Here is an 18,094-nt window from a genome sequence, read left to right on the forward strand (position 1 = left end):
TTCGGGGAGATCGCATTCGCCCCTCGCCGGACGATTCCGGTCGTAGGCTGCGGGGCGCAGGGGATCCGCGACACATTCACTGGAGGCAGACCGATGAGCGAAGTTCTGGACCGGACCAAGATCTACATCGACGGATCCTGGGTCGATTCGCAGGGGACGGGCCGGATCGACGTGGTGAATCCGGCCACCGAAGACGTCATCGCGGTGGTCGCCGAGGGCACCGCCGACGACGTCGATCGCGCCGCGAAGGCCGCGCGAGCAGCCTTCCCCGCATGGTCTGCGCTCAGCGGCAAGGAACGTGGCGAGTACCTCCGGAAGGCGGCCGCCCTGATCCAGGAGCGCCTCGACGACTTCACTGCCCTGGTGTCCCGCGACATGGGCATGCCGCTGGGATTCGCGAAGCCCATCCAGATCGGCATGCCGCTCGCGAACCTCGCCGCCTTCGCCGAACTGGCCGCCACCTACGACTTCGACGCCCACGAGGTGGGCAACTCCCTGATCGTGCGCGAGCCGATCGGTGTCGTCGGGGCGATCACCCCGTGGAACTTCCCGCTCCACCAGGTGGTGCTCAAGGTCGGCGGTGCTCTGGCCGCGGGATGCACCGTGGTGCTCAAGCCGACCGAGGTGGCGCCGCTCGCCACGTACGCGCTCGCCGACGTCTTCGACGAAATCGGTCTGCCGGCAGGCGTGTTCAACCTCGTCAGCGGATTCGGGCCCGTCGTGGGCGAGGCGATCGCCGGCCATCCCGAGGTGGACATGGTCTCGTTCACCGGCTCCACCCGCGCGGGCAAGAGGGTCGCGGTGGTCGCGGCCGAGACGGTGAAGAAGGTGGCACTCGAGCTCGGCGGCAAGTCCGCCAACGTCATCCTCGACGACGCCGACCTGACGAAGGCTGTCACCGACGGAGTGGCCAAGTGTTTTCTCAACTCCGGTCAGACCTGCTCGGCGCTGACCCGGATGCTGGTCCCGGCGGGCAAGGTGGACGAGGCCGCCGCCATCGCGGCGCAGGTCGCGCAGAACTACTCGGTCGGCGATCCGACGGCCGCCACCTCGGTGCTGGGACCGCTGGTGAACTCGAACCAGCTGAAGCGGGTGCGCGGCTACATCGAACAGGGCATCGCGGAAGGCGCACAGGCCGTACTCGACGGCCGGGAGACCGGCCAGGAATCCGGCTACTTCGTCGGCCCCACCGTGTTCTCCGGTGTCACCGAGGACATGACCATCGCCAAGGAGGAGATCTTCGGCCCCGTCCTGTCGATCATCGGATACCAGGACGAGGACGACGCCGTGCGGATCGCCAACGCGACGGAGTACGGCCTCGCCGCCGGCGTGTGGTCCGGTGACCAGGACCGGGCCGACCGCGTCGCGCGGCAGCTGCGCGCCGGCCAGGTCGAGGTGAACGGCGGCGCGTTCAACACCAACGCCCCGTTCGGCGGGTACAAGCAGTCGGGCATCGGCCGCGAGGCCGGCGTCCTCGGCTTCGAGGAGTTCCTCGAGATCAAGTCGATCCAGCGGTAGGCGGCTTCGCCGCCCGTGCGCCTTTTTGGTAGTCACTGCTACCAAAAAGGCGCACGGGTGCGGAGCGCAATTGGCCTCACGCTGAACCGAATCCGTGACTCCCGACCGCCGCGGTCCTACCCTCGAACCGAGGGGTGGACAGTGAAGATGAGGAGAACGACATGGATCTCGGTCTGGGCGGCAAGCGGGCCGTCGTCACCGGCGGCAGCCGCGGAATCGGTTTCGCGATCGCGCGCAGCCTCGCGTCGGAGGGGGTCGACGTGGTGCTCGCGGCCAGGGGCGTGGAGGCGCTGGAATTGGCGGCGAAGACGCTGTCGCAGGAGACCGGGCGCCGGGTGATCGGCGTACCCACCGACACCGGCGACGACGGTTCGGTGCGCGCCCTCGTGCAGCGGACGGTGGACGAACTCGGCGGCGTCGACATTCTCGTGAACGCCGCGGCCACACCGTGGAGTGCGGGCAAGCCGAGCGACTTCGCGTCCACCACCGACGACGTGGTGCGCGCTGAACTCGAGATCAAGGTGCTCGGCTATCTGCGGACCGCCCGCGCGGTGGCACCGCACCTCGTGGAGCAGGGGTGGGGACGGATCATCAATATCAGCGGGCTCGGTGCACGCCAGGCCAATTCCATCGCGCAGACCGTGCGGAACGTCGGTGTGTCGGCGCTGACGAAGAACCTCGCCGACGAACTCGGACCGCACGGAATCAACGTGACGGTGGTGCATCCGGGACTGACACGGACGGAGCGACTCGTCGACCGGTTGGCCAAGCAGTCCGAGGACGAAGGTGTTCCGGTCGCCGAGTTGGAGTCGCGGCTGGCCACCAACTCGATCCACCGGCTGATCGACGCGAGCGAGGTCGCGGACGTCGTCACATTTCTGGCGTCACCGCGCAGTGTCGGGATCACCGGCGACGCGGTGGCCGTCGGCGGTGGTGTTCCGGGCGCCGTCTACTACTGAGCGCGGGCGGGTGACAGCACGCCGTCGTGTTCGGTGACTTCCCGGGCGGCGCGCTCCCCGGACCGGATGGCCCCGTCGACCCATCCGCACATCACGGACGAACTCTCCGTGCCTGCCCAGTGAATGCGACCGCAGGGCTTGCGGAGGGCGCGGCCGAACTGGGTGAGCACTCCCGTCGGCGCATGACTGAGCATGCCGCCGCCGGAGTAGCGCTCGACGCTCCAGTTCTGCTCGATGTAGTCGACGGGGGACTTCGCTTCGGCGCCGAACCTCGCGGTCAACTCCCCGAGCACCGCCTTTCTGCGCTCCGCTTCCGGCAGCGTCCCCAGCTTGCGGGCGATCGGTCCCTCGACGATCACGCACAGAACACCGGGACGTCCCGTGTCGGTACTGGCGTCGATGGTGACCGTTGCGGGGGAGTCGGGTGCCGCCGACTGCCCCGACAGTCCGGCGGCGCGCCAGAAGGGTTCGTCGTAGAGGACGGCGATCTTCATGACCGCACCGCTCGGCATTCGCTGGTGCAGGAAGGACCGATCCATCGGCAGCAGCGGTTCGTAGACGATCTGGCTCGCGATCGCGAGGGGGACCGCGACGATCGCTCTCCGGGCCCGCACGGCCAGATCCGCGGAGCGGACGGTCACGCCGTCGCCGTCCTGCGCGATGTCCCGGACGGGTTGTGACAGGTGGAGCGCGTCGCCGATCTCGGCTGCCATCGGACGATAGACGGCACCCATTCCGCCGACCGGCCGCGCGTCCTCGGCGGCGTCCTTCACACCGAGGACGAAACTCGGACCGCCGCCGGATGCCATCTGGTACAGGACGAACAGCATCGACACCTCGGACGCCGCGGACGTGTAGCAGCCGGCGATGGCGGTCTCGAGAAGGTCGTGGGCGGGTGTGGACAGCGTGTTGTCGCCGAGCCATTTGGCGAGGCTGATCGAGTTCCACTTCGCTGCCTTCTTCGCCTCCCACGGCGCGTCGAGCGGGATCGTCTTGCACATCTCGCCGAGTTCGACGAACACGGCCCCGAGATTCGCGGTCGCCCAGGGACTCATCGTCAGGGGAATCGTGCCCTTGTACCGGTACTGCTTGCCGTCGACGACCATCATCGCCTCGCCGTCGGTGTACTGCTTGTAACTCTTGACGCCGAATTCGTCCATCAGGGCGTAGATCCGGTCCTGTCCCGGCCCGATCCACGCACCGCCCCGATCGATCCACGAACCGTCTTCGCGGACCTCGGTGAACGTTCGGCCGCCGATCCGGTCACGCGCCTCCACGAGCGCGACCGATTGTCCGGCCTGCTTCAGGCGCAGTGCCGCCGTCAGTCCGGCGAATCCGGCGCCTACGACGCAATAGTCGACCTCGATGTCTGCCATGACACATCCCCTCGCGCTGCGCGCGCGGCCCTCGTGCGGCCGTATGTAACGGGTGCGCCGCCATTGGTCCTGGGGGTGTGAATTCCTCTCTCCGGGAATGAAATCGCCGCGCACAGAACATATTCATCCTTACTCGCGGCGAGTGGTCCGGTCAAGGCCCGACCCGTGAGTACTTGTTAACCGCCCGCGGTTAACAAGTACTCACGGGTGGGGACGAGCGGGAAGACCTGCTCGGCGATGCGCTCGAGTTCCTCGTGCGCGGGGGAGCACTGGATGAGCAGCAGGGTGAGACCGGCGTCCTGGTAGGCGCGGATCTTCTCGGCGACCTGTTCCGGTGTGCCGACGAGGTCGGGTCGCAGTCCGCGTGTGCCGACGGAGTACTCGCGCCTGGACAGCTCGACGTCGAGTTCGGAGTTCTTCACGAACTCCTCGAACGACGCATACCCGGGCGAGTGCGGATCGATGGTGGTGATGCGTTCGAGTTCGGCGCGGGCCTCGGCTTCGGTGTCGCGCACGATGATGTACGTGGACATGCCGAATTCAGCCATGTCCCGCTGGTGGATTCGCTGCGACCGTGCGTTCATGTCCGCGATCTTCGTGCGCACCTCCTCGACGGTGCCGCCGTGCAGCACGTACGAGTCGGCGAAGGTCGCGATCGATTCGCGGCCGCTCTCGCTCTCCCCGCCCGCGAAGACCGGGGGATGGATGCCCGGCTTCGGCGACAGGATCGAGTCGCGCACGCTGAAGTGCTCGCCCTGGTAGGTGAACGGGGTGTGCTCCCAGAGCCCACGGAGAACGTCGACGAATTCGGTGGCCTGCCGGTACCGGTCGTCGTGCCGGGTGAAGGCGCCGCCGTACTGCCGGGCCTCCTCCTCCCACCACGCGGCCACGACGTTGAGCGCGAACCGTGCCGCACCGGCCTCGGTTGTTCCGGCGATGTCGGTGATGGTCGCCGATTCCTTCGCGGTGACCGCCGGCAGGTGGAATCCGGGTCGCACCGCCGTCATCACCCGGAGCTGTTCGGTGACCGCGAGGATCGCCGACGACAGCGCCCACGCCTCGAGGCTGGGCGCGTCGACGCCCTTGCGGTCGTTGAGATAGAGCTCGGGCACGAGGGTGGTGTGGTATCCGAGACGATCGGCGAGCTGTGCGAGCTTCTTGACGTAGTCCCAGGTGGCGGGCATCCCTTCGTCGCCGAGGTTGCGCAGGAAGCCGCCGTAGATGGGCGTCCAGTAGCCGAAGTGCATGTCATTCCTCCGTGATGGCGTCGAGCGAAGCACGCAGATCGTCGACGAGGTCTTCCAGGTTTTCCAGTCCGATCGACAATCGGACGGTGCGGTAGCCGAATCCGGCGTCGCGGAGTTGTGTGTCGCCGAGATGGCTGTGCGTGGTGGTGGCGGGGTGTACTACCAGCGAACGGGCGTCGCCGATGTTGGCGACGATGGCGAACAATTGCAGCGAGTCGATGAACTTCGCCACCTTCGAGTCGTCGACGGCGAGATCGAACGAGAAGACCGAGCCGGCGCCGCGCGGCAGATACCGCTGGGCGGCAGCGTGCCACCGGTTGTCCGGCAGTCCGGGGTAGTTGACCTTCGCGACCGCGGGATGACCGTCGAGGAACTGTGCGATCGCCAGCGCCGAACCGACTTGCCGTTCCAGCCGCAGGTCCAGCGTCTCCAATCCCTGAAGCAGCTGGAACGAATTGAACGGGGACAGTGCGGGACCGAGATCGTGGACGATCTTCGTCTTCGCGTAGACCAGGTAGGCGCTGCGTTCGCGGCCGAACTCCTCCCACAGCACGAGGTCACCGATGCGCGGATAGGGCTCGGTGAACTGGGTCCACCGCTGCGGTTCCGCGCCGAAGTCGAACGTGCCGAGGTCCACGATCACACCACCCAGCGAACTGCCGTGCCCACCGATGAACTTGGTGGCCGAGTACACGGTGATGTCGGCTCCGAAGTCCTTCGGGCGGAGCAGATACGGGGTGGCGATCGTGTTGTCGACGATCAGCGGGACCCCCGCCTGGTGCGCGATGTCGGCCACGGCCCGGAGGTCGAGCACGGAGGCGACGGGGTTGCCGATCGTCTCGGCGAAGAAGGCCCGGGTCTCCGGACGCGCGGCCGCACGCCAGGCGTCGAGGTCGTCCTGATCGACGAGCGTGACCTCGATCCCGAAGTCCGCGAAGGTGTCGGTGAGGAGATCGACGGTTCCCCCGTACAGCTGCCGCGCCGCGACGATGTGCTGTCCGGACTTGGCGAGCGTGAGGAGGGCGACCGCGACAGCGGACTGCCCGGAACCCGTGGCCAGGGCGGCGACTCCGTCGTCGAGATCGGCGAGGCGCTGCTCGAACACGGCCTGCGTGGGATTCCCGGTGCGGCTGTACAGGTTTCCCTTCCGGCGGAGGGAGAAGATGTCCCGTGCCTGTTCGAAGCTGCCGAAATCGTAGGCAACCGATTGGTAGATCGGGGGGATCGCGGTGTTCTGCGGCGTTCCGGGTTGATAGCCGGTGCGGACCTGCCGGGTCGCGAACCCTGTGGTCTCGGGCATCGGTGTGCCTGTCCCTTCGTCGATACTTCTGGGTGAATGGCAGAGCGGGTGAATGGCAGAGCAAAACGAATATGTTCGGAACAAAACACGAAGCGCGGCGAGAAGGCACGCGTTTTGTTCTGCTCGAGCATTAGTCTTGTTCGACCTCGCGCGTGTGGGTCAGGGTGACGCAGTCAATCCTGCGAACAACCCCCCGAATGAGGTAATCAGTGGACATCGACTGGCTGGAACCCGAAGCGACTGTGCGTGGCTCGGTGATCGTGGTCGCCGGCCGCGGTGAGCATGCTCACGTGTACCGCCGGTTCGCCCGCCGGATCGCCTTCGACGGTTACCGTGTCGCGGTGGTGGAGAACGATCCCGCGGCGACTGCTCGGGTGATCGCCGATGCGGAGACCGATCTTCCGGTCACCCTCGTCGGGTCGGACAGCGGCGCCCTGACCGCCCTCGACCTGGCCGCGACGCATCCGGCCGTGTCCGGTGTGGTGGCCGCGGGTCTTCTCGTCGCGGGCGCCGACGCCTTCACCGGAGAGTGGGACGGCGAACTCGAGATCCGTTCCGCGTGTCCCGTGCATCGGGGGGTCCTGTCGTCGGCCGACGCTCTCGAGCGGGGAACGCTCGGTGCGGAAACGCCGGTGGCCACGGTCGATTCGCTGACCCACGTGCAGGTTCCCGTCCTCGTCGTGCACGGAGGCGCCGACGCACTGAGCCCGGCAGCGGACGTCCTGGCCGTCACGTCCGCGTTGCCCGACGCCCGGGTCGTCGTCGTTCACGAGGGGCTGCACGACATCCTCAACGACGTGTCCCACCGGTCGGTCGCCGCTGAGATCGTGCAGTTCCTCGAGCGTCTCCGCCTGCCCGGGACGCCCGACATCATCCTCCGCGAACCGGCCGGGGCACTCGCGCAGTGACCCGGACTCGCGTGGCGCGGGGGCGGTAGTGGTTGTTGATCGAAGGGGTGTGGATGTCAGCGGTGCTGGAGTCGGAGACGATAGCTCCGGAGTGGTTGCTCGACAAGATCGACGGCCGCACCGCGGAACTGGCCGATGCCGTCGCCGACCTCATCAGGTCGGGTGAGCTCAGCCCCGGCGATCGACTGCCGACCGTCCGCGCACTCGCGAAATCGACCGATCTCAGTGTCGGTGCGATCGTCAACGCGTGGGGCCGGCTGCAGGAACAGGGATTCGTGCAGACCCGCCGCCGCGGCGGCACCGTCGTTCTTCCGCCGCTCGACAGCGTGCCCGAGCGCGGCATACCGGACTGGCGTGGCGTCGACCTGGCGCAGAATGCACCGGACCTGGCGCTGCAGCCGTCCCTGTCCGACGCTTTGTTGTCCAGTCTGGACGCCGAGACATTGAATGTGTTCGGCCGGGAATTGATGACCGAGCGGTTGCGGAATGCCGTCGCGCCGGGTTGGCCGTTCGAACCGGAGGCCTGGGCCACGGCGGGCGGTGGCACCGAGGCGCTGTTGCTGGCCGTGGAGGCGGCGGCCCCACCCGGTTCGATGGTGGCCGTCGACGAGCCCCTGGGCCCGGGTGTTCTCGACACCCTCCGCGACCTGGGGTTGGATGCGGTCGGGGTCGGCGCCGACCGCGACGGCCCCCGGCCGGACGCTCTCGACGCGGCCCTGACCGCCGGCGCGGTGGCTTTCGTGTTCCAGCCCGGTGCGCCGTTCGCCGTCGACCATGCGGTCAGCGCGCGGCGCACGAGTGAACTCGCCGAGGTGTTGCGGCGGCATCCGGCGGTGTGGGTCGTCGAGGACGACTCGATCGGACCGCTCGAACCGCAGCAGCCTCCCTCTCTGGGATCGGTACTGCCGCAGCGTGTCGTCCGGATCCGCAGCTACTGCAAGGCATACGGGATCGACGTGCGGACCTCCGTTCTCGGCGGGTCCCGCGAACTGATCGAGAAGGCCATGAAGGTGCGCAGCCACGGAGTCGGCTCGAACAGCCGGATCCTGCAGAACACCCTCGCCCATCTGATCGGCAGCGCCGACGCCGAGCACGCGGTCACGGCGGCGCACGAGCGCTACGCCGCCAGACGCACGTCGCTGCTGGGGGCGCTGATCGACCGTGGCATCGAGGCTTTCGCGGGTCCGCACAGTCTGGTCGTGTGGGTGACGGTGTCGGACGAGACCGCGGCCCTCGTCGCGTTGGCGCGGCAGGGCATCTCGGTGGGGGCCGGTTCCCGCTCGTTCGTGCAGGCGCCCGCACGCCAACTCCTACGCCTGTCGGCCACCCAATTGCCTGACGACCCGGACCTGATCGGGCAACTCGCCGACGTCGTCGCGGTGGCCGTCGCGGAGTCGTCGCGCGAGTTCTTCGACTGATCGGACTTTGTTCGACAGCCCTGCGGGACATACGAAATATGTTTTGAAACATCGAGAATTTAATACTCTGCACGCGTCTGTTTGCTCCATACACTTCAACGCGGCGTGCCGAGGCAGGTGCCTGACGGCGAACGACGAAGGAGCGAGAACATGACGAGACGGCAACTGAAATTGGGAGCTGTCCTCACCCCCACGGGTGGTCCCGGGCACCCGTACACCTGGCTGGACCCGGAGATTCCCGCCGACGCGAGCGTCGACATCGACTGGTACATCCGGTACGCGCGGCTGGCCGAGCAGGCGCGGTTCGATCTCGTGTTCATCGTCGACAGCCAATTCATCACCCCCGACTCGCCCCCGCACTACCTGAACCGGCTCGAGCCGCTGACGCTGCTGTCGGCGCTCGCGGTGGCCACCGAACACATCGGGCTCGTGGGCACACTGACCACATCGTTCAACCAGCCGTTCAACCTCGCGCGACGGTTCGCGTCCCTCGACCTGATCAGCCGCGGCCGTGCCGGCTGGAACGTGGTCACCAGTGGCGACTCGGGTACCGCCGGAAACTACGGACTCGAGGAGCATTACGACTACGCCACCCGCTACGGCCGGGCCCTCGAACACGTCGAGGTCGTCAAGGCGCTGTGGGACTCCTACGAGGACGACGCGTTTCCGCGCGACCGGGAGGCCCGCCGCTTCCTCGACCCGGACAAGCTGCACACCCTCGACCACCGGGGCGAGCACTTCTCGGTGGTGGGCCCGCTCAACATCGAACGCTCGCGGCAGGGGCAGCCGGTGATCTTCCAGGCCGGCGACTCCGACCAGGGCCGCGACCTCGGAGCGCGGATCGCCGACGGGATCTTCACGCACGCGCCGAGTTTCGAGGCGGGAGCGGCGTTCTACACCGACATCAAGACCCGCGCCGCGGCCTACGGGCGCGCTCCCGAGGACATTGTGATCCTGCCGGGAGTCAGCGTCACCGTGGGCGACACCGACGCCGACGCCCGCGAGATCGAACGTGCAACCCAGCTGGCGGACAACGACTTCGGAAAGTCCCTCCGGGAACTGGGCCGGCCGTTCGGCTGGCACGACTTCCGGCAGTACGACCTCGACGCGCCGTTCCCCGCCGAGGCACTGCAGCACGCCGAGCGCAGCTTCTACACGCAGGCGAAGAAGATCGCCGACCTCGCCGCCGACCGCGGGCTGACACTGCGGCAGACCGTCGAGGCGCTCAGCGCACCGAAGACGTCGCCGTTCACGGGCAGCGCCGAGACCGTCGCGAACGAACTGCAACGCTGGCTGGACGGCCACGCCCTCGACGGCATCAACATCCACATCGGCCACCCGGCACAGTTCCAGCGCTTCGTCGACGAGGTGCTGCCGATCCTGCGCGAGCGCGGGGTCGTCCGGGAGGACTACGAGCAGAACACGTTGCGCGGCAACCTCGGTCTGCCCTTCGCGGAGAACCGCTACACCCGCGCGCGGCGTGAGGGAGTCGACCCCGCCCCGCTGCCCGGCACCACCGCATCGCTGTCCGCGAGCGTCTGAATCACCACCCCCCTTGCATGGTCAGGAGCACCCAGTGAGCAAGAAGAGCCGGCGGATCGTCGGCGCCGTAATACTCGGAGTGATCGTCGGGCTCGTTGCCACCGCGTGCGGCGGCGGCAGCAGCTCGGACGGCGCCGAGGTCAAGTGGGCGTTCAACCTCCCCACCTCCTGGGATCCGGTGACGAGCCGGACCGGAAACGACATCAACACGATCAGCCTCGCGTACGCGTCGCTGACCCGGCTCGACGCCGAGGGCAACGTCGAACCGTCACTCGCCGAGAGCTGGAAGTACAACGCCGACGGCACCGCCGTGACCTTCACCCTGCGTGACGGTCTCACCTTCTCCGACGGGACCATCCTCGACGCCCCGGCGGTCAAGGCGTTCTTCGATCGCGGCAAGACCCAGGACGATTCCTTCCTCCGCGATCAGCTCGCCGGCGTCACCGAGGTCACGGCCGACAGCGCCACCGACGTCACGCTGCACCTGGCCGACGCCGACTACCAGATCCCCTACCTGGTCGCCGGGCGTACCGGGGCCATCGCCAGCCCGACCGCGGCCGCCGACCCGCAGAAGCTCAGTGTGTGGCCGGTCGGGGCCGGTCCGTTCACAATCACCGACTTCGTCGCCGAGGACCACGCGTACTTCGAGAAGAACCCGAACTACTGGGACGCCGAGAACATCCACATCGACCACTTCGAACTCAGCGTCGCCCCGGACCCGGCCACACTCGTCGCCGGTGTCCAGTCCGGTTCCATCGACTTCGCGACGCTACCGGCCCTGCAGTCCAAGGAAGCCGAGGCCGCCGGTCTCGATGTCACCGTGAAGCCGTCGCTGGCCGCGAACGACGTCTCCATCAACCTCAACAAGGCCCCGTTCGACAATCCGAAGGTCGTCGAGGCGTTCCGTTACGCATTCGACCGCCAGGCGTTCGTCGACGTCATCACGAACGGGTTGGGCAGCACGACGAGCCAGCCGTTCCCCAGCGGGTACCTCGCCTTCAACCCCGAGATCGAGAAGCTCTGGAACTACGACCCCGACAAGGCAGCTCGTCTGCTCACCGAGGCGGGCTTTGGGCCCGGACAGCTGTCTCTCGAAATCACCGCGCAGTCGGCGGCCACCAACCGGGCAGAGCTGGTGCAGTCGCAGCTGAAGAAGATCGGCGTCGAATCCACGATCAAGGTGGTGCCGCCGGGATCGTCGACGTGGCAGAGCGAGGTCTACATCGCGAAGAACCCGCAGCTGGCGACGGACGGCACCATCGGGCGTGAATCACCGGTGCAGAACCTGCTCGCCGTCTACGGTCCGGAAGGCATCATGAACCTCAGCGGCCCGCACGCGTCGCCGGAGTTCACTGCCGCGCTCGACGCCGTGCGCCGCACGCCCCTCGAGGACCCGGAGTACAAGCCGCGGCTGTGGCAGGCCGTCAAGGTCGGGGTCGAGCAGTCGCCGACGAACTACATCTTCAGCAATCCGTGGATCATCGTGTCCAACCCGGACCTGAAGAACCTGAACATCCTGCCGTCCCAGGTGCGGTGGGAAGGCGTCACGGTCTCGTGACCACCGCAGACGTCCAGACCGCCGGCACCGGGAGAACATTCGCTCTCCCGATGCCGGCGGGTGCGCTCGGCGCGGCGGTGCGGGTCGTGCTGAGCACCGTGCTGATCGTGGTCCCGGTCTTCCTGTTCTCCACCCTGATCACCTTCCTGCTCGGGGCGGCCAGCGGGCTGAATCCGGCCGCCGGGATCGCCGGCGACGCCGCGACCCCGGAGACGATCGCCCGCATCAACGCCGAGTTCGGGCTGGACAAGCCGGTCTGGCAGCAGTACGTCGACTGGATGTCGAGCATGCTGAGCGGTGACCTCGGGGTCTCGTGGTTCAGCAAGATCCCGGTCAGCGAGTTGATCGGCGAGCGGCTGGCCGTCAGCGCCTCGATCGCCGGTGTGGCTCTGGTCATCGGACTCGTCCTCGGCGTCGGACTCGGGGTGCTCGCCGCCGTCTACAAGGGCAGCCTGCTCGACCGGCTGATCACCGCCTACACGTCGGTGGCCTCGACGCTGCCGCCGTTCGTCATCTCGATCGGACTGATCCTCGTCCTCAGCGTCGGGTTGCACTGGCTGCCGTCGGCCGGGTACGTCCCGCCGGACGAGAACTTCGGCCGCTGGCTGTCGCTGATCATCATGCCCGCGATCGCGTTGAGCATGGACGTCGTCGCCGACATCGCGCGACAACTCCGCACCGGATTGGTCGCGGAGCTGGACCAGAACTACGTCACCGGCGCGGTGGTCCGGGGCATCAGTCCGGCCCGGATCCTGTTCGTGCACACACTGCGTAACGGCAGCGGGCCCGCGCTGTCCATCCTGGGCATGAAGATCCCCACGCTCATCGGCGGCGCCGTCGTGATGGAGACCATGTTCTCCATGCCCGGCTTCGGTCGCCTCGCCGCCGACTCCGCGCTGCGCGGAGACGTTCCCATCGTCCAGGGAACGCTTGTCGTGGCGATCGTGTTCGTGCTGTTCTGCAACATCGTCGTCAACATCGCGCAGAGTGCGCTGCAGCCGGCAACCAAGCGGAGAGACTGAAATCCCATGCTCACAGCAATCCTGCGCTATCACTCCGCTCGCGCCGCGGTGGTCGTTCTCGGGCTGATCGTGGTGCTCGCGGTCTTCGGGCCCGCCCTCGCGCCGTTCGACCCGCTCGAGCAGGACACGTCGGCAATCCTGCAGGGCCCGAGCGGAACTCACTGGCTCGGAACGGACAACGTCGGACGGGACGTGTTCAGCCGGCTGCTGGCGGGTTCGACCGTGTCGGTGCTGTCCGCACTGCAATGCGTCGTCGTCGGATTCCTCCTCGGCGTGATCCCGGGCTTCCTGTCGGTGTACCTCGGGCGCGGCGTGGAATGGTTCACCCTCCGGTTGATGGATGCGCTCATCACGCTGCCGTTCCTCGTGTTCGCCGTCGCGATGACCGCGCTGCTCGGAAACGGGCTCGCCCAGGCGATGTTCGCGGTCGGCATCCTCATCGCACCCGCGTTCTACCGGGTCACCCGTGCCGCGGCGCTGACGGTGGCCAACTCCCAGTACGTCGAGGCCGCCGAACTGATGGGGGCCGACACGTCCTGGATCATCCGTCGCCACGCGGTGCGCAAGGTGCTGCCGGCGGTGGGGGTGACGTTCGCGGCGATGACCGGAGCCAGCCTCGTCATCGTGTCTTCGCTGACGTTCCTCGGGATCGGGGTCGTTCCGCCGGACCCGACCTGGGGCGGACTCCTCGCCAGCGGATTGCAGTACCTCTACCAGGTTCCGTTCGGCCCCGTCGTGCCCGCGCTGTTGATCGTGGCCACCGTCTGGGCACTCAACGCCATCGCCGACGCGCTGCGGGATGCGACCGGCCGACCCCAACGACGCGCCCGCAGGAAACAGGAGGTCACCTCGGATGTCCACTGACACATTGGATGCCACGTCGGCACCCGCACCCATGCGTCCCGACACACCGGTGCTCACCGTGAGCGATCTGCGCATCGCACTCGACGACGGAACGGAACTGGTCCACGGCGTCGACTTCTCCCTCGCGCGCGGCGAAGCCCTCGGGATCGTCGGCGAATCGGGCAGCGGCAAGTCGCTGACCTGCCGGGCCATCCTCGGAATCCTGCCCGGCGGAATCGGCGTCACCGCAGGCTCGATCGATTTCGACGGCATCGAACTCACCGACCTCGGTCGAAAACACTGGCGGCCGCTGCGGGGTACCCGCATCTCGGCGGTCTTCCAGGACCCGGCGTCCTATCTGAACCCGTCCATCCGGGTCGGGGAACAACTGGCCGAGGCACTCCGGTCGACCCTCGGGCTGTCCCGCGCGGACGCCCGGCGGCGCGGCGTCGAACTTTTCCGGAAAATGGGGCTGAACGACGCGGACACCGTGTACCGCCAATACCCGCACGAACTGTCCGGAGGAATGCTCCAGCGGGTGCTCATCGCGATCGCGGTGTCCGCGGAACCGGAACTCCTCATCGCGGACGAGGCGACCACCGCCCTGGACGTCACCGTTCAGGCCGAGGTGCTCGACCTCCTCGAGGACCTGCGTGACGAACTGGGCCTCGCCCTCGTCCTCGTCTCCCACGACCTCGCCGTGGTGGCTCAGGTCTGCGACAGCGTGATCGTGATGCGGGACGGCGCCGTCGTCGAGTCCGGGCGTGCGGAGGACCTGCTCACCGCGCCCCGGCACGAGTACACCCGCCAACTCGTCGAGAACCATCGGGAGTACGGGCTCGAGTCGGTCACCGGAAAGGAGGCGGCTCGTGTCTGAGTCGTTGCTGCGCATGACCGGCGTCCGGGTGGAGCGCGGGGCCCGCGGGGCCCGCAAGCAGATCCTGCACGGCGTCGGCCTGACCATCGATGCCGGTGAGAAGGTGGGACTCATCGGTGAAAGCGGCTCCGGGAAAACGACACTGGCCCGCACGATTCTCGGTCTGATCACTCCCACGTCCGGAACGATCGAGATCCGCGGGCAGCGCGTCGACGACCTGTCCACGGCGCACCGCAGGGCGCACCGCCGCACGGGGACCGTGCAATACGTGTTCCAGGATCCGCTACTGAGCCTCGATCCGGACATTCCGGTGGGCGAGTCGATCGCCGAGGGACTGCTCGTGCGGGGCGGACTCGACCGGGGTTTCGTGCGGTCGCGGGTGGCAGCGGTACTGAGCAGTGTCGGACTCGACGCCGACATCGCGGCGCGGATTCCCGCCGACCTGTCGGGTGGGCAGCGCCAGCGGATCGCGATCGCGAGGGCCCTCGTCCTCGATCCGGCGCTGCTGCTGCTCGACGAACCGGTGAGCGCCCTCGACTCGGTCAACCGCATCCAGATCCTGAAACTGCTCACCGAACTCGGGCACTCGCGGCAACTCGCTCAGCTGTTCATCTCGCACGACCTCGGGGCGGTCGCGGCCCTCGTCGACCGGATCGTCGTGCTGTACCGCGGAAACATCGTCGAGGACGGGCCCACCCATCAGGTGATCTCCGATCCCCAGCACCCGTACACGGCGCTCCTCGTCGGTTCGGCTCCTACGTTGAGCGGCGGCGCGGTGACGCGGGAACGTCGCCGCGAACTGAGGCTCCGCCTCCCGTGAGTACTTGTTAACCGCGGGCGGTTGACAAGTACTCACGGGTCAGCGGCGCAGCGCCTTTCGCGCCAGCCAGTTGCCGAAGAACTGGGAGGCCTGGACGAGCAGGATGATGACGAGGGTGGCCACGAGGGTCACCTGCCAGTTGAAGCGCTGATAGCCGTAGACGATGGCGAAGTCGCCGAGTCCGCCGCCGCCGATCGTCCCCGCCATCGCGGACATGTCGACGATGCCGATGAGGACGAACGTGTAGCCGAGGATCAACGGGCCCAGGGCTTCCGGGATCAGCAGGGTGACGATGATCCGCAGGGGTCCCGCGCCCATCGCGCGGGCAGCCTCGATCACGCCGGGGTCGACGGTCACCAGATTCTGTTCCACGATACGGGCGATGGCGAACGACGACGCGATGATCATCACGAAGATCGCGGCCTCGGTTCCGATGGTCCGGCCCACCACGGCGAGGGTCACGGGCCCGAGTGCGGCGAGCAGGATGATGAACGGAATCGGCCGAACGATGTTCACCAGGATGTTCAGCACCGTGTAGGCGGCCGTGTTCTGGAGAATCCCGCCCTTCCGCGTGGCATACAGCAGCGTGCCCACCACGAGCCCGATCAGTCCACCGACCACCAGGGTGATCACCACCATGTAGACGGTCGTGCCGATGGATTCGAACAGTACGGGGCGCAGCTTGTCCCAGTTCGTGGTCATGCCTGTACTTCCTCGACGTCGGTGACGGTCCGCAACCGGCGGATCACGTCGTCGACGCCGTCGTCCGGACCGACGAGTTCGAGTGTGAGACTGCCGAACGAGCGGTCCTGCAGGGTGGTGATGCCGCCGTAGACGATCTCGAACCGGACGCCGTGCCCTCCCGCGTCGGAGAGGACGTCGCCGATCCGGCTGCCGTCCCGCACGTCGGCGGTGACGATCCGGCCACCGAAACGCGACCGCAGCCGTTCCAGGTCGGCGGGCTCCGGGCGGTTACGCAGGATCGTGCTCACGAAGCTCTTCGACGCCGGCGCCTGGGGTTCGGAGAAGACGTCGAACACCGTGCCGAGTTCCACGACGCGACCCTCCGCCAGCACGGCGACACGATCCGCGACGGCCCGGACGACGTCCATCTCGTGCGTGATCACCACGATCGTGACCCCGAGTTCCCGGTTCACCTTGCGGAGCAGGCGGAGTACGTCCTGTGTGGTTTCCGGGTCCAGGGCGCTGGTGGACTCGTCGGCGAGCAGCAGGTCCGGCGACGTCGCGAGCGCGCGGGCGATCCCGACGCGCTGCTTCTGCCCGCCGGACAGCTGGTCGGGGTAGGCCCGTGCCTTGTCGGAGAGGCCCACGAACTCGAGGAGTTCGGCGACGCGTTCGCGGCGCTTCTGTCGCGGCCAGCCGGCCACGACGAGGGGGTAGGCCACGTTCCCGGCGACGGTCCGCGAGCGGAACAGGTTGAACTGCTGGAAGATCATCCCGATCTTCGCGCGCACGTGCCGGAGTTTCGATTCCGACAGCGCGGTGATGTCGACGTCGTCGACGACGACACGCCCATTGGTCGGGCGTTCCAGGCCGTTGATCAGCCGAACCAGCGTGCTCTTCCCGGCGCCCGACTAGCCGATGACCCCGAAGATCTCACCCCTCTCGATGGTGAGATCCACGGCGTCGACAGCGGTGAGGGTCTTCTTTCCCGACTGGAAGGTTTTCGTGACGGATTCGAATCGGACGATCGGTGTCATCTACTTGGCCGAACGGATTCCCTCTTCGACCCGCGACAGGATTTGCTGCAGTTGGGCACCGTCGCGTTCGACCTCGACCGACGTTCCCTTCGACTCCCCGCGCACGGCGGCCTGGATCTCGGGGTCGTGCCAGATCTTCACGAGTTCGAGGTACGTCGCGTTGTCCTTGTCCTCGGCGCGGGTGACGAACGTGTTGATGTACGGCTCGGCGGCGGGGCTGGACGGGTCGTCCTTGTAGAGAGCCGATTGGGGCTCGATGCCCGAACGCTCGAGGAACGTGTTGTTGACGATCGCGCCGTCGACGGATGCGAGCGACAGCGCCGTCTGGGCGGCGTCGACCGGGGTTACCTTCACCTTGGACGCAGCCGTGTCGATGTCGGCGGGCGTGGGGGATGGGTTGTCGCCGGTCAGCGTGAGCAGGCCGGCGCCCTTCAGCACGAACAGGGCACGAGCCTGGTTGCTGGGGTCGTTGGGGATCGCGATCTCGCCGCCCTGCGGAATGTCGGCGAGGCTCCGGTGCTTCTGCGAGTACAGGCCGAGCGGCACGATCTGGGTGGCGCCGATCGGGGTGAGGTCGTCGTCCGCGCCGGTGTTGTACTCGCCGAGGAACTGCAGGTGCTGGAAGAGATTGGCGTCGATCTGCCCTTGCGACAGGGCGATGTTCGGCTGCGAGTAGTCGGAGAAGTTCACGACGTCGAGCGTGATACCCGCGTCCTTCGCCTTGTCCTCGAAGATCTCCCATGAGCGGTCGCCGGCCTCGGTGGTTCCGATCCGGACCGTGTCGCCGTCGGCGCTGCCGGATCCACCGGAGCACGCAGTCAGTGCCGCCAGGAGTGGCACGGCGGCAAGGGCGAGAGAACGGCTGAACTTCACGGAAAATCCCCACGATCGATCGGATGACCACGGAGTGTGGCCACGGGCAAGGTAGCGCCTCCGGGCGCCGCGCGGAATGGTTCGGATCGCCGTGATTCGAAGGGAAGTGTCC

The 18,094-nt window shown here is 67.5% G+C and carries 15 protein-coding genes and 1 pseudogene; 10 read left to right on the forward strand and 6 right to left on the reverse strand.

Annotated features, from left to right (window positions below; genetic code table 11):
- Positions 1-93 precede the first annotated feature (93 nt).
- Positions 94-1,518 carry an aldehyde dehydrogenase family protein gene (locus QM693_RS14495; protein WP_283352677.1) on the forward strand — a complete coding sequence of 475 codons (1,425 nt, stop codon included), beginning with the start codon at positions 94-96 and terminating at the stop codon, positions 1,516-1,518.
- 161 nt (positions 1,519-1,679) lie between these two features.
- Positions 1,680-2,477: an SDR family NAD(P)-dependent oxidoreductase gene (locus tag QM693_RS14500; RefSeq protein ID WP_283352678.1), complete on the forward strand. Its 798-nt coding sequence runs from the start codon at positions 1,680-1,682 to the stop codon at positions 2,475-2,477.
- On the opposite strand, the gene QM693_RS14505 is transcribed toward QM693_RS14500, so the two are convergent.
- The 3 genes from QM693_RS14505 to QM693_RS14515 form a co-directional block, all read right to left on the reverse strand.
- A complete protein-coding gene (locus QM693_RS14505) occupies positions 2,471-3,853 on the reverse strand; it encodes a flavin monoamine oxidase family protein (protein ID WP_283352679.1) in 1,383 nt (460 codons plus the stop codon). The genes QM693_RS14500 and QM693_RS14505 overlap by 7 nt on opposite strands.
- A 176-nt stretch (positions 3,854-4,029) precedes the next feature.
- Complete coding sequence (locus QM693_RS14510; RefSeq protein WP_283352680.1) at positions 4,030-5,100, reverse strand: LLM class flavin-dependent oxidoreductase; 1,071 nt, start codon at positions 5,098-5,100, stop codon at positions 4,030-4,032.
- Between the two features lies 1 nt (position 5,101).
- Positions 5,102-6,400, reverse strand: coding sequence for an O-acetylhomoserine aminocarboxypropyltransferase/cysteine synthase family protein (locus tag QM693_RS14515; protein ID WP_283352681.1), 1,299 nt, complete (start codon positions 6,398-6,400; stop codon positions 5,102-5,104).
- 209 nt (positions 6,401-6,609) lie between these two features.
- Between QM693_RS14515 and QM693_RS14520 the strand changes: the two genes are divergently transcribed.
- The 8 genes from QM693_RS14520 (at position 6,610) to QM693_RS14555 (ending at position 15,388) form a co-directional block, all read left to right on the forward strand.
- The gene (locus tag QM693_RS14520; protein WP_283352682.1) at positions 6,610-7,308 is read left to right on the forward strand and encodes an alpha/beta hydrolase; all 699 of its coding nucleotides are present in this window, start codon (positions 6,610-6,612) and stop codon (positions 7,306-7,308) included.
- Positions 7,309-7,361: 53 nt separating this feature from the next.
- Positions 7,362-8,726, forward strand: coding sequence for an aminotransferase class I/II-fold pyridoxal phosphate-dependent enzyme (locus QM693_RS14525; protein WP_283352683.1), 1,365 nt, complete (start codon positions 7,362-7,364; stop codon positions 8,724-8,726).
- Between the two features lie 150 nt (positions 8,727-8,876).
- A complete protein-coding gene (locus QM693_RS14530; protein WP_283352684.1) occupies positions 8,877-10,268 on the forward strand; it encodes an LLM class flavin-dependent oxidoreductase in 1,392 nt (463 codons plus the stop codon).
- Positions 10,269-10,302: 34 nt separating this feature from the next.
- Positions 10,303-11,826: an ABC transporter substrate-binding protein gene (locus QM693_RS14535; RefSeq protein ID WP_283331202.1), complete on the forward strand. Its 1,524-nt coding sequence runs from the start codon at positions 10,303-10,305 to the stop codon at positions 11,824-11,826.
- On the forward strand, positions 11,823-12,848 hold the full coding sequence (locus tag QM693_RS14540; protein ID WP_283352685.1) for an ABC transporter permease: 1,026 nt from the start codon (positions 11,823-11,825) through the stop codon (positions 12,846-12,848). The genes QM693_RS14535 and QM693_RS14540 overlap by 4 nt, the downstream gene beginning before the upstream one ends.
- Before the next feature lie 6 nt (positions 12,849-12,854).
- Positions 12,855-13,712, forward strand: a complete 858-nt coding sequence (locus QM693_RS14545) for an ABC transporter permease (RefSeq protein WP_105413498.1) — start codon at positions 12,855-12,857, stop codon at positions 13,710-13,712.
- A complete protein-coding gene (locus tag QM693_RS14550; protein WP_283352686.1) occupies positions 13,702-14,568 on the forward strand; it encodes an ABC transporter ATP-binding protein in 867 nt (288 codons plus the stop codon). The genes QM693_RS14545 and QM693_RS14550 overlap by 11 nt, the downstream gene beginning before the upstream one ends.
- Positions 14,561-15,388 carry an ABC transporter ATP-binding protein gene (locus tag QM693_RS14555; protein WP_283331206.1) on the forward strand — a complete coding sequence of 276 codons (828 nt, stop codon included), beginning with the start codon at positions 14,561-14,563 and terminating at the stop codon, positions 15,386-15,388. Before QM693_RS14550 ends, QM693_RS14555 begins: the two co-directional genes overlap by 8 nt.
- A gap of 39 nt (positions 15,389-15,427) precedes the next feature.
- On the opposite strand, the gene QM693_RS14560 is transcribed toward QM693_RS14555, so the two are convergent.
- The 3 genes and pseudogenes from QM693_RS14560 to QM693_RS14570 all read right to left on the reverse strand — a co-directional run bounded on the left by QM693_RS14560 (position 15,428) and on the right by QM693_RS14570 (position 17,982).
- Entirely contained in the window at positions 15,428-16,090 is a 663-nt protein-coding gene (locus tag QM693_RS14560; RefSeq protein ID WP_283331207.1) for a methionine ABC transporter permease, read from the reverse strand.
- Positions 16,087-17,109: pseudogene (locus tag QM693_RS14565) on the reverse strand (methionine ABC transporter ATP-binding protein). Before QM693_RS14565 ends, QM693_RS14560 begins: the two are co-directional and overlap by 4 nt.
- Complete coding sequence (locus tag QM693_RS14570) at positions 17,110-17,982, reverse strand: MetQ/NlpA family ABC transporter substrate-binding protein (RefSeq protein ID WP_283352687.1); 873 nt, start codon at positions 17,980-17,982, stop codon at positions 17,110-17,112.
- Between the last annotated feature and the right edge of the window lie 112 nt (positions 17,983-18,094).

This window comes from Rhodococcus sp. IEGM 1305 (genome assembly GCF_030058635.1).
Lineage (GTDB): Bacteria > Actinomycetota > Actinomycetes > Mycobacteriales > Mycobacteriaceae > Rhodococcus_F > Rhodococcus_F opacus_D.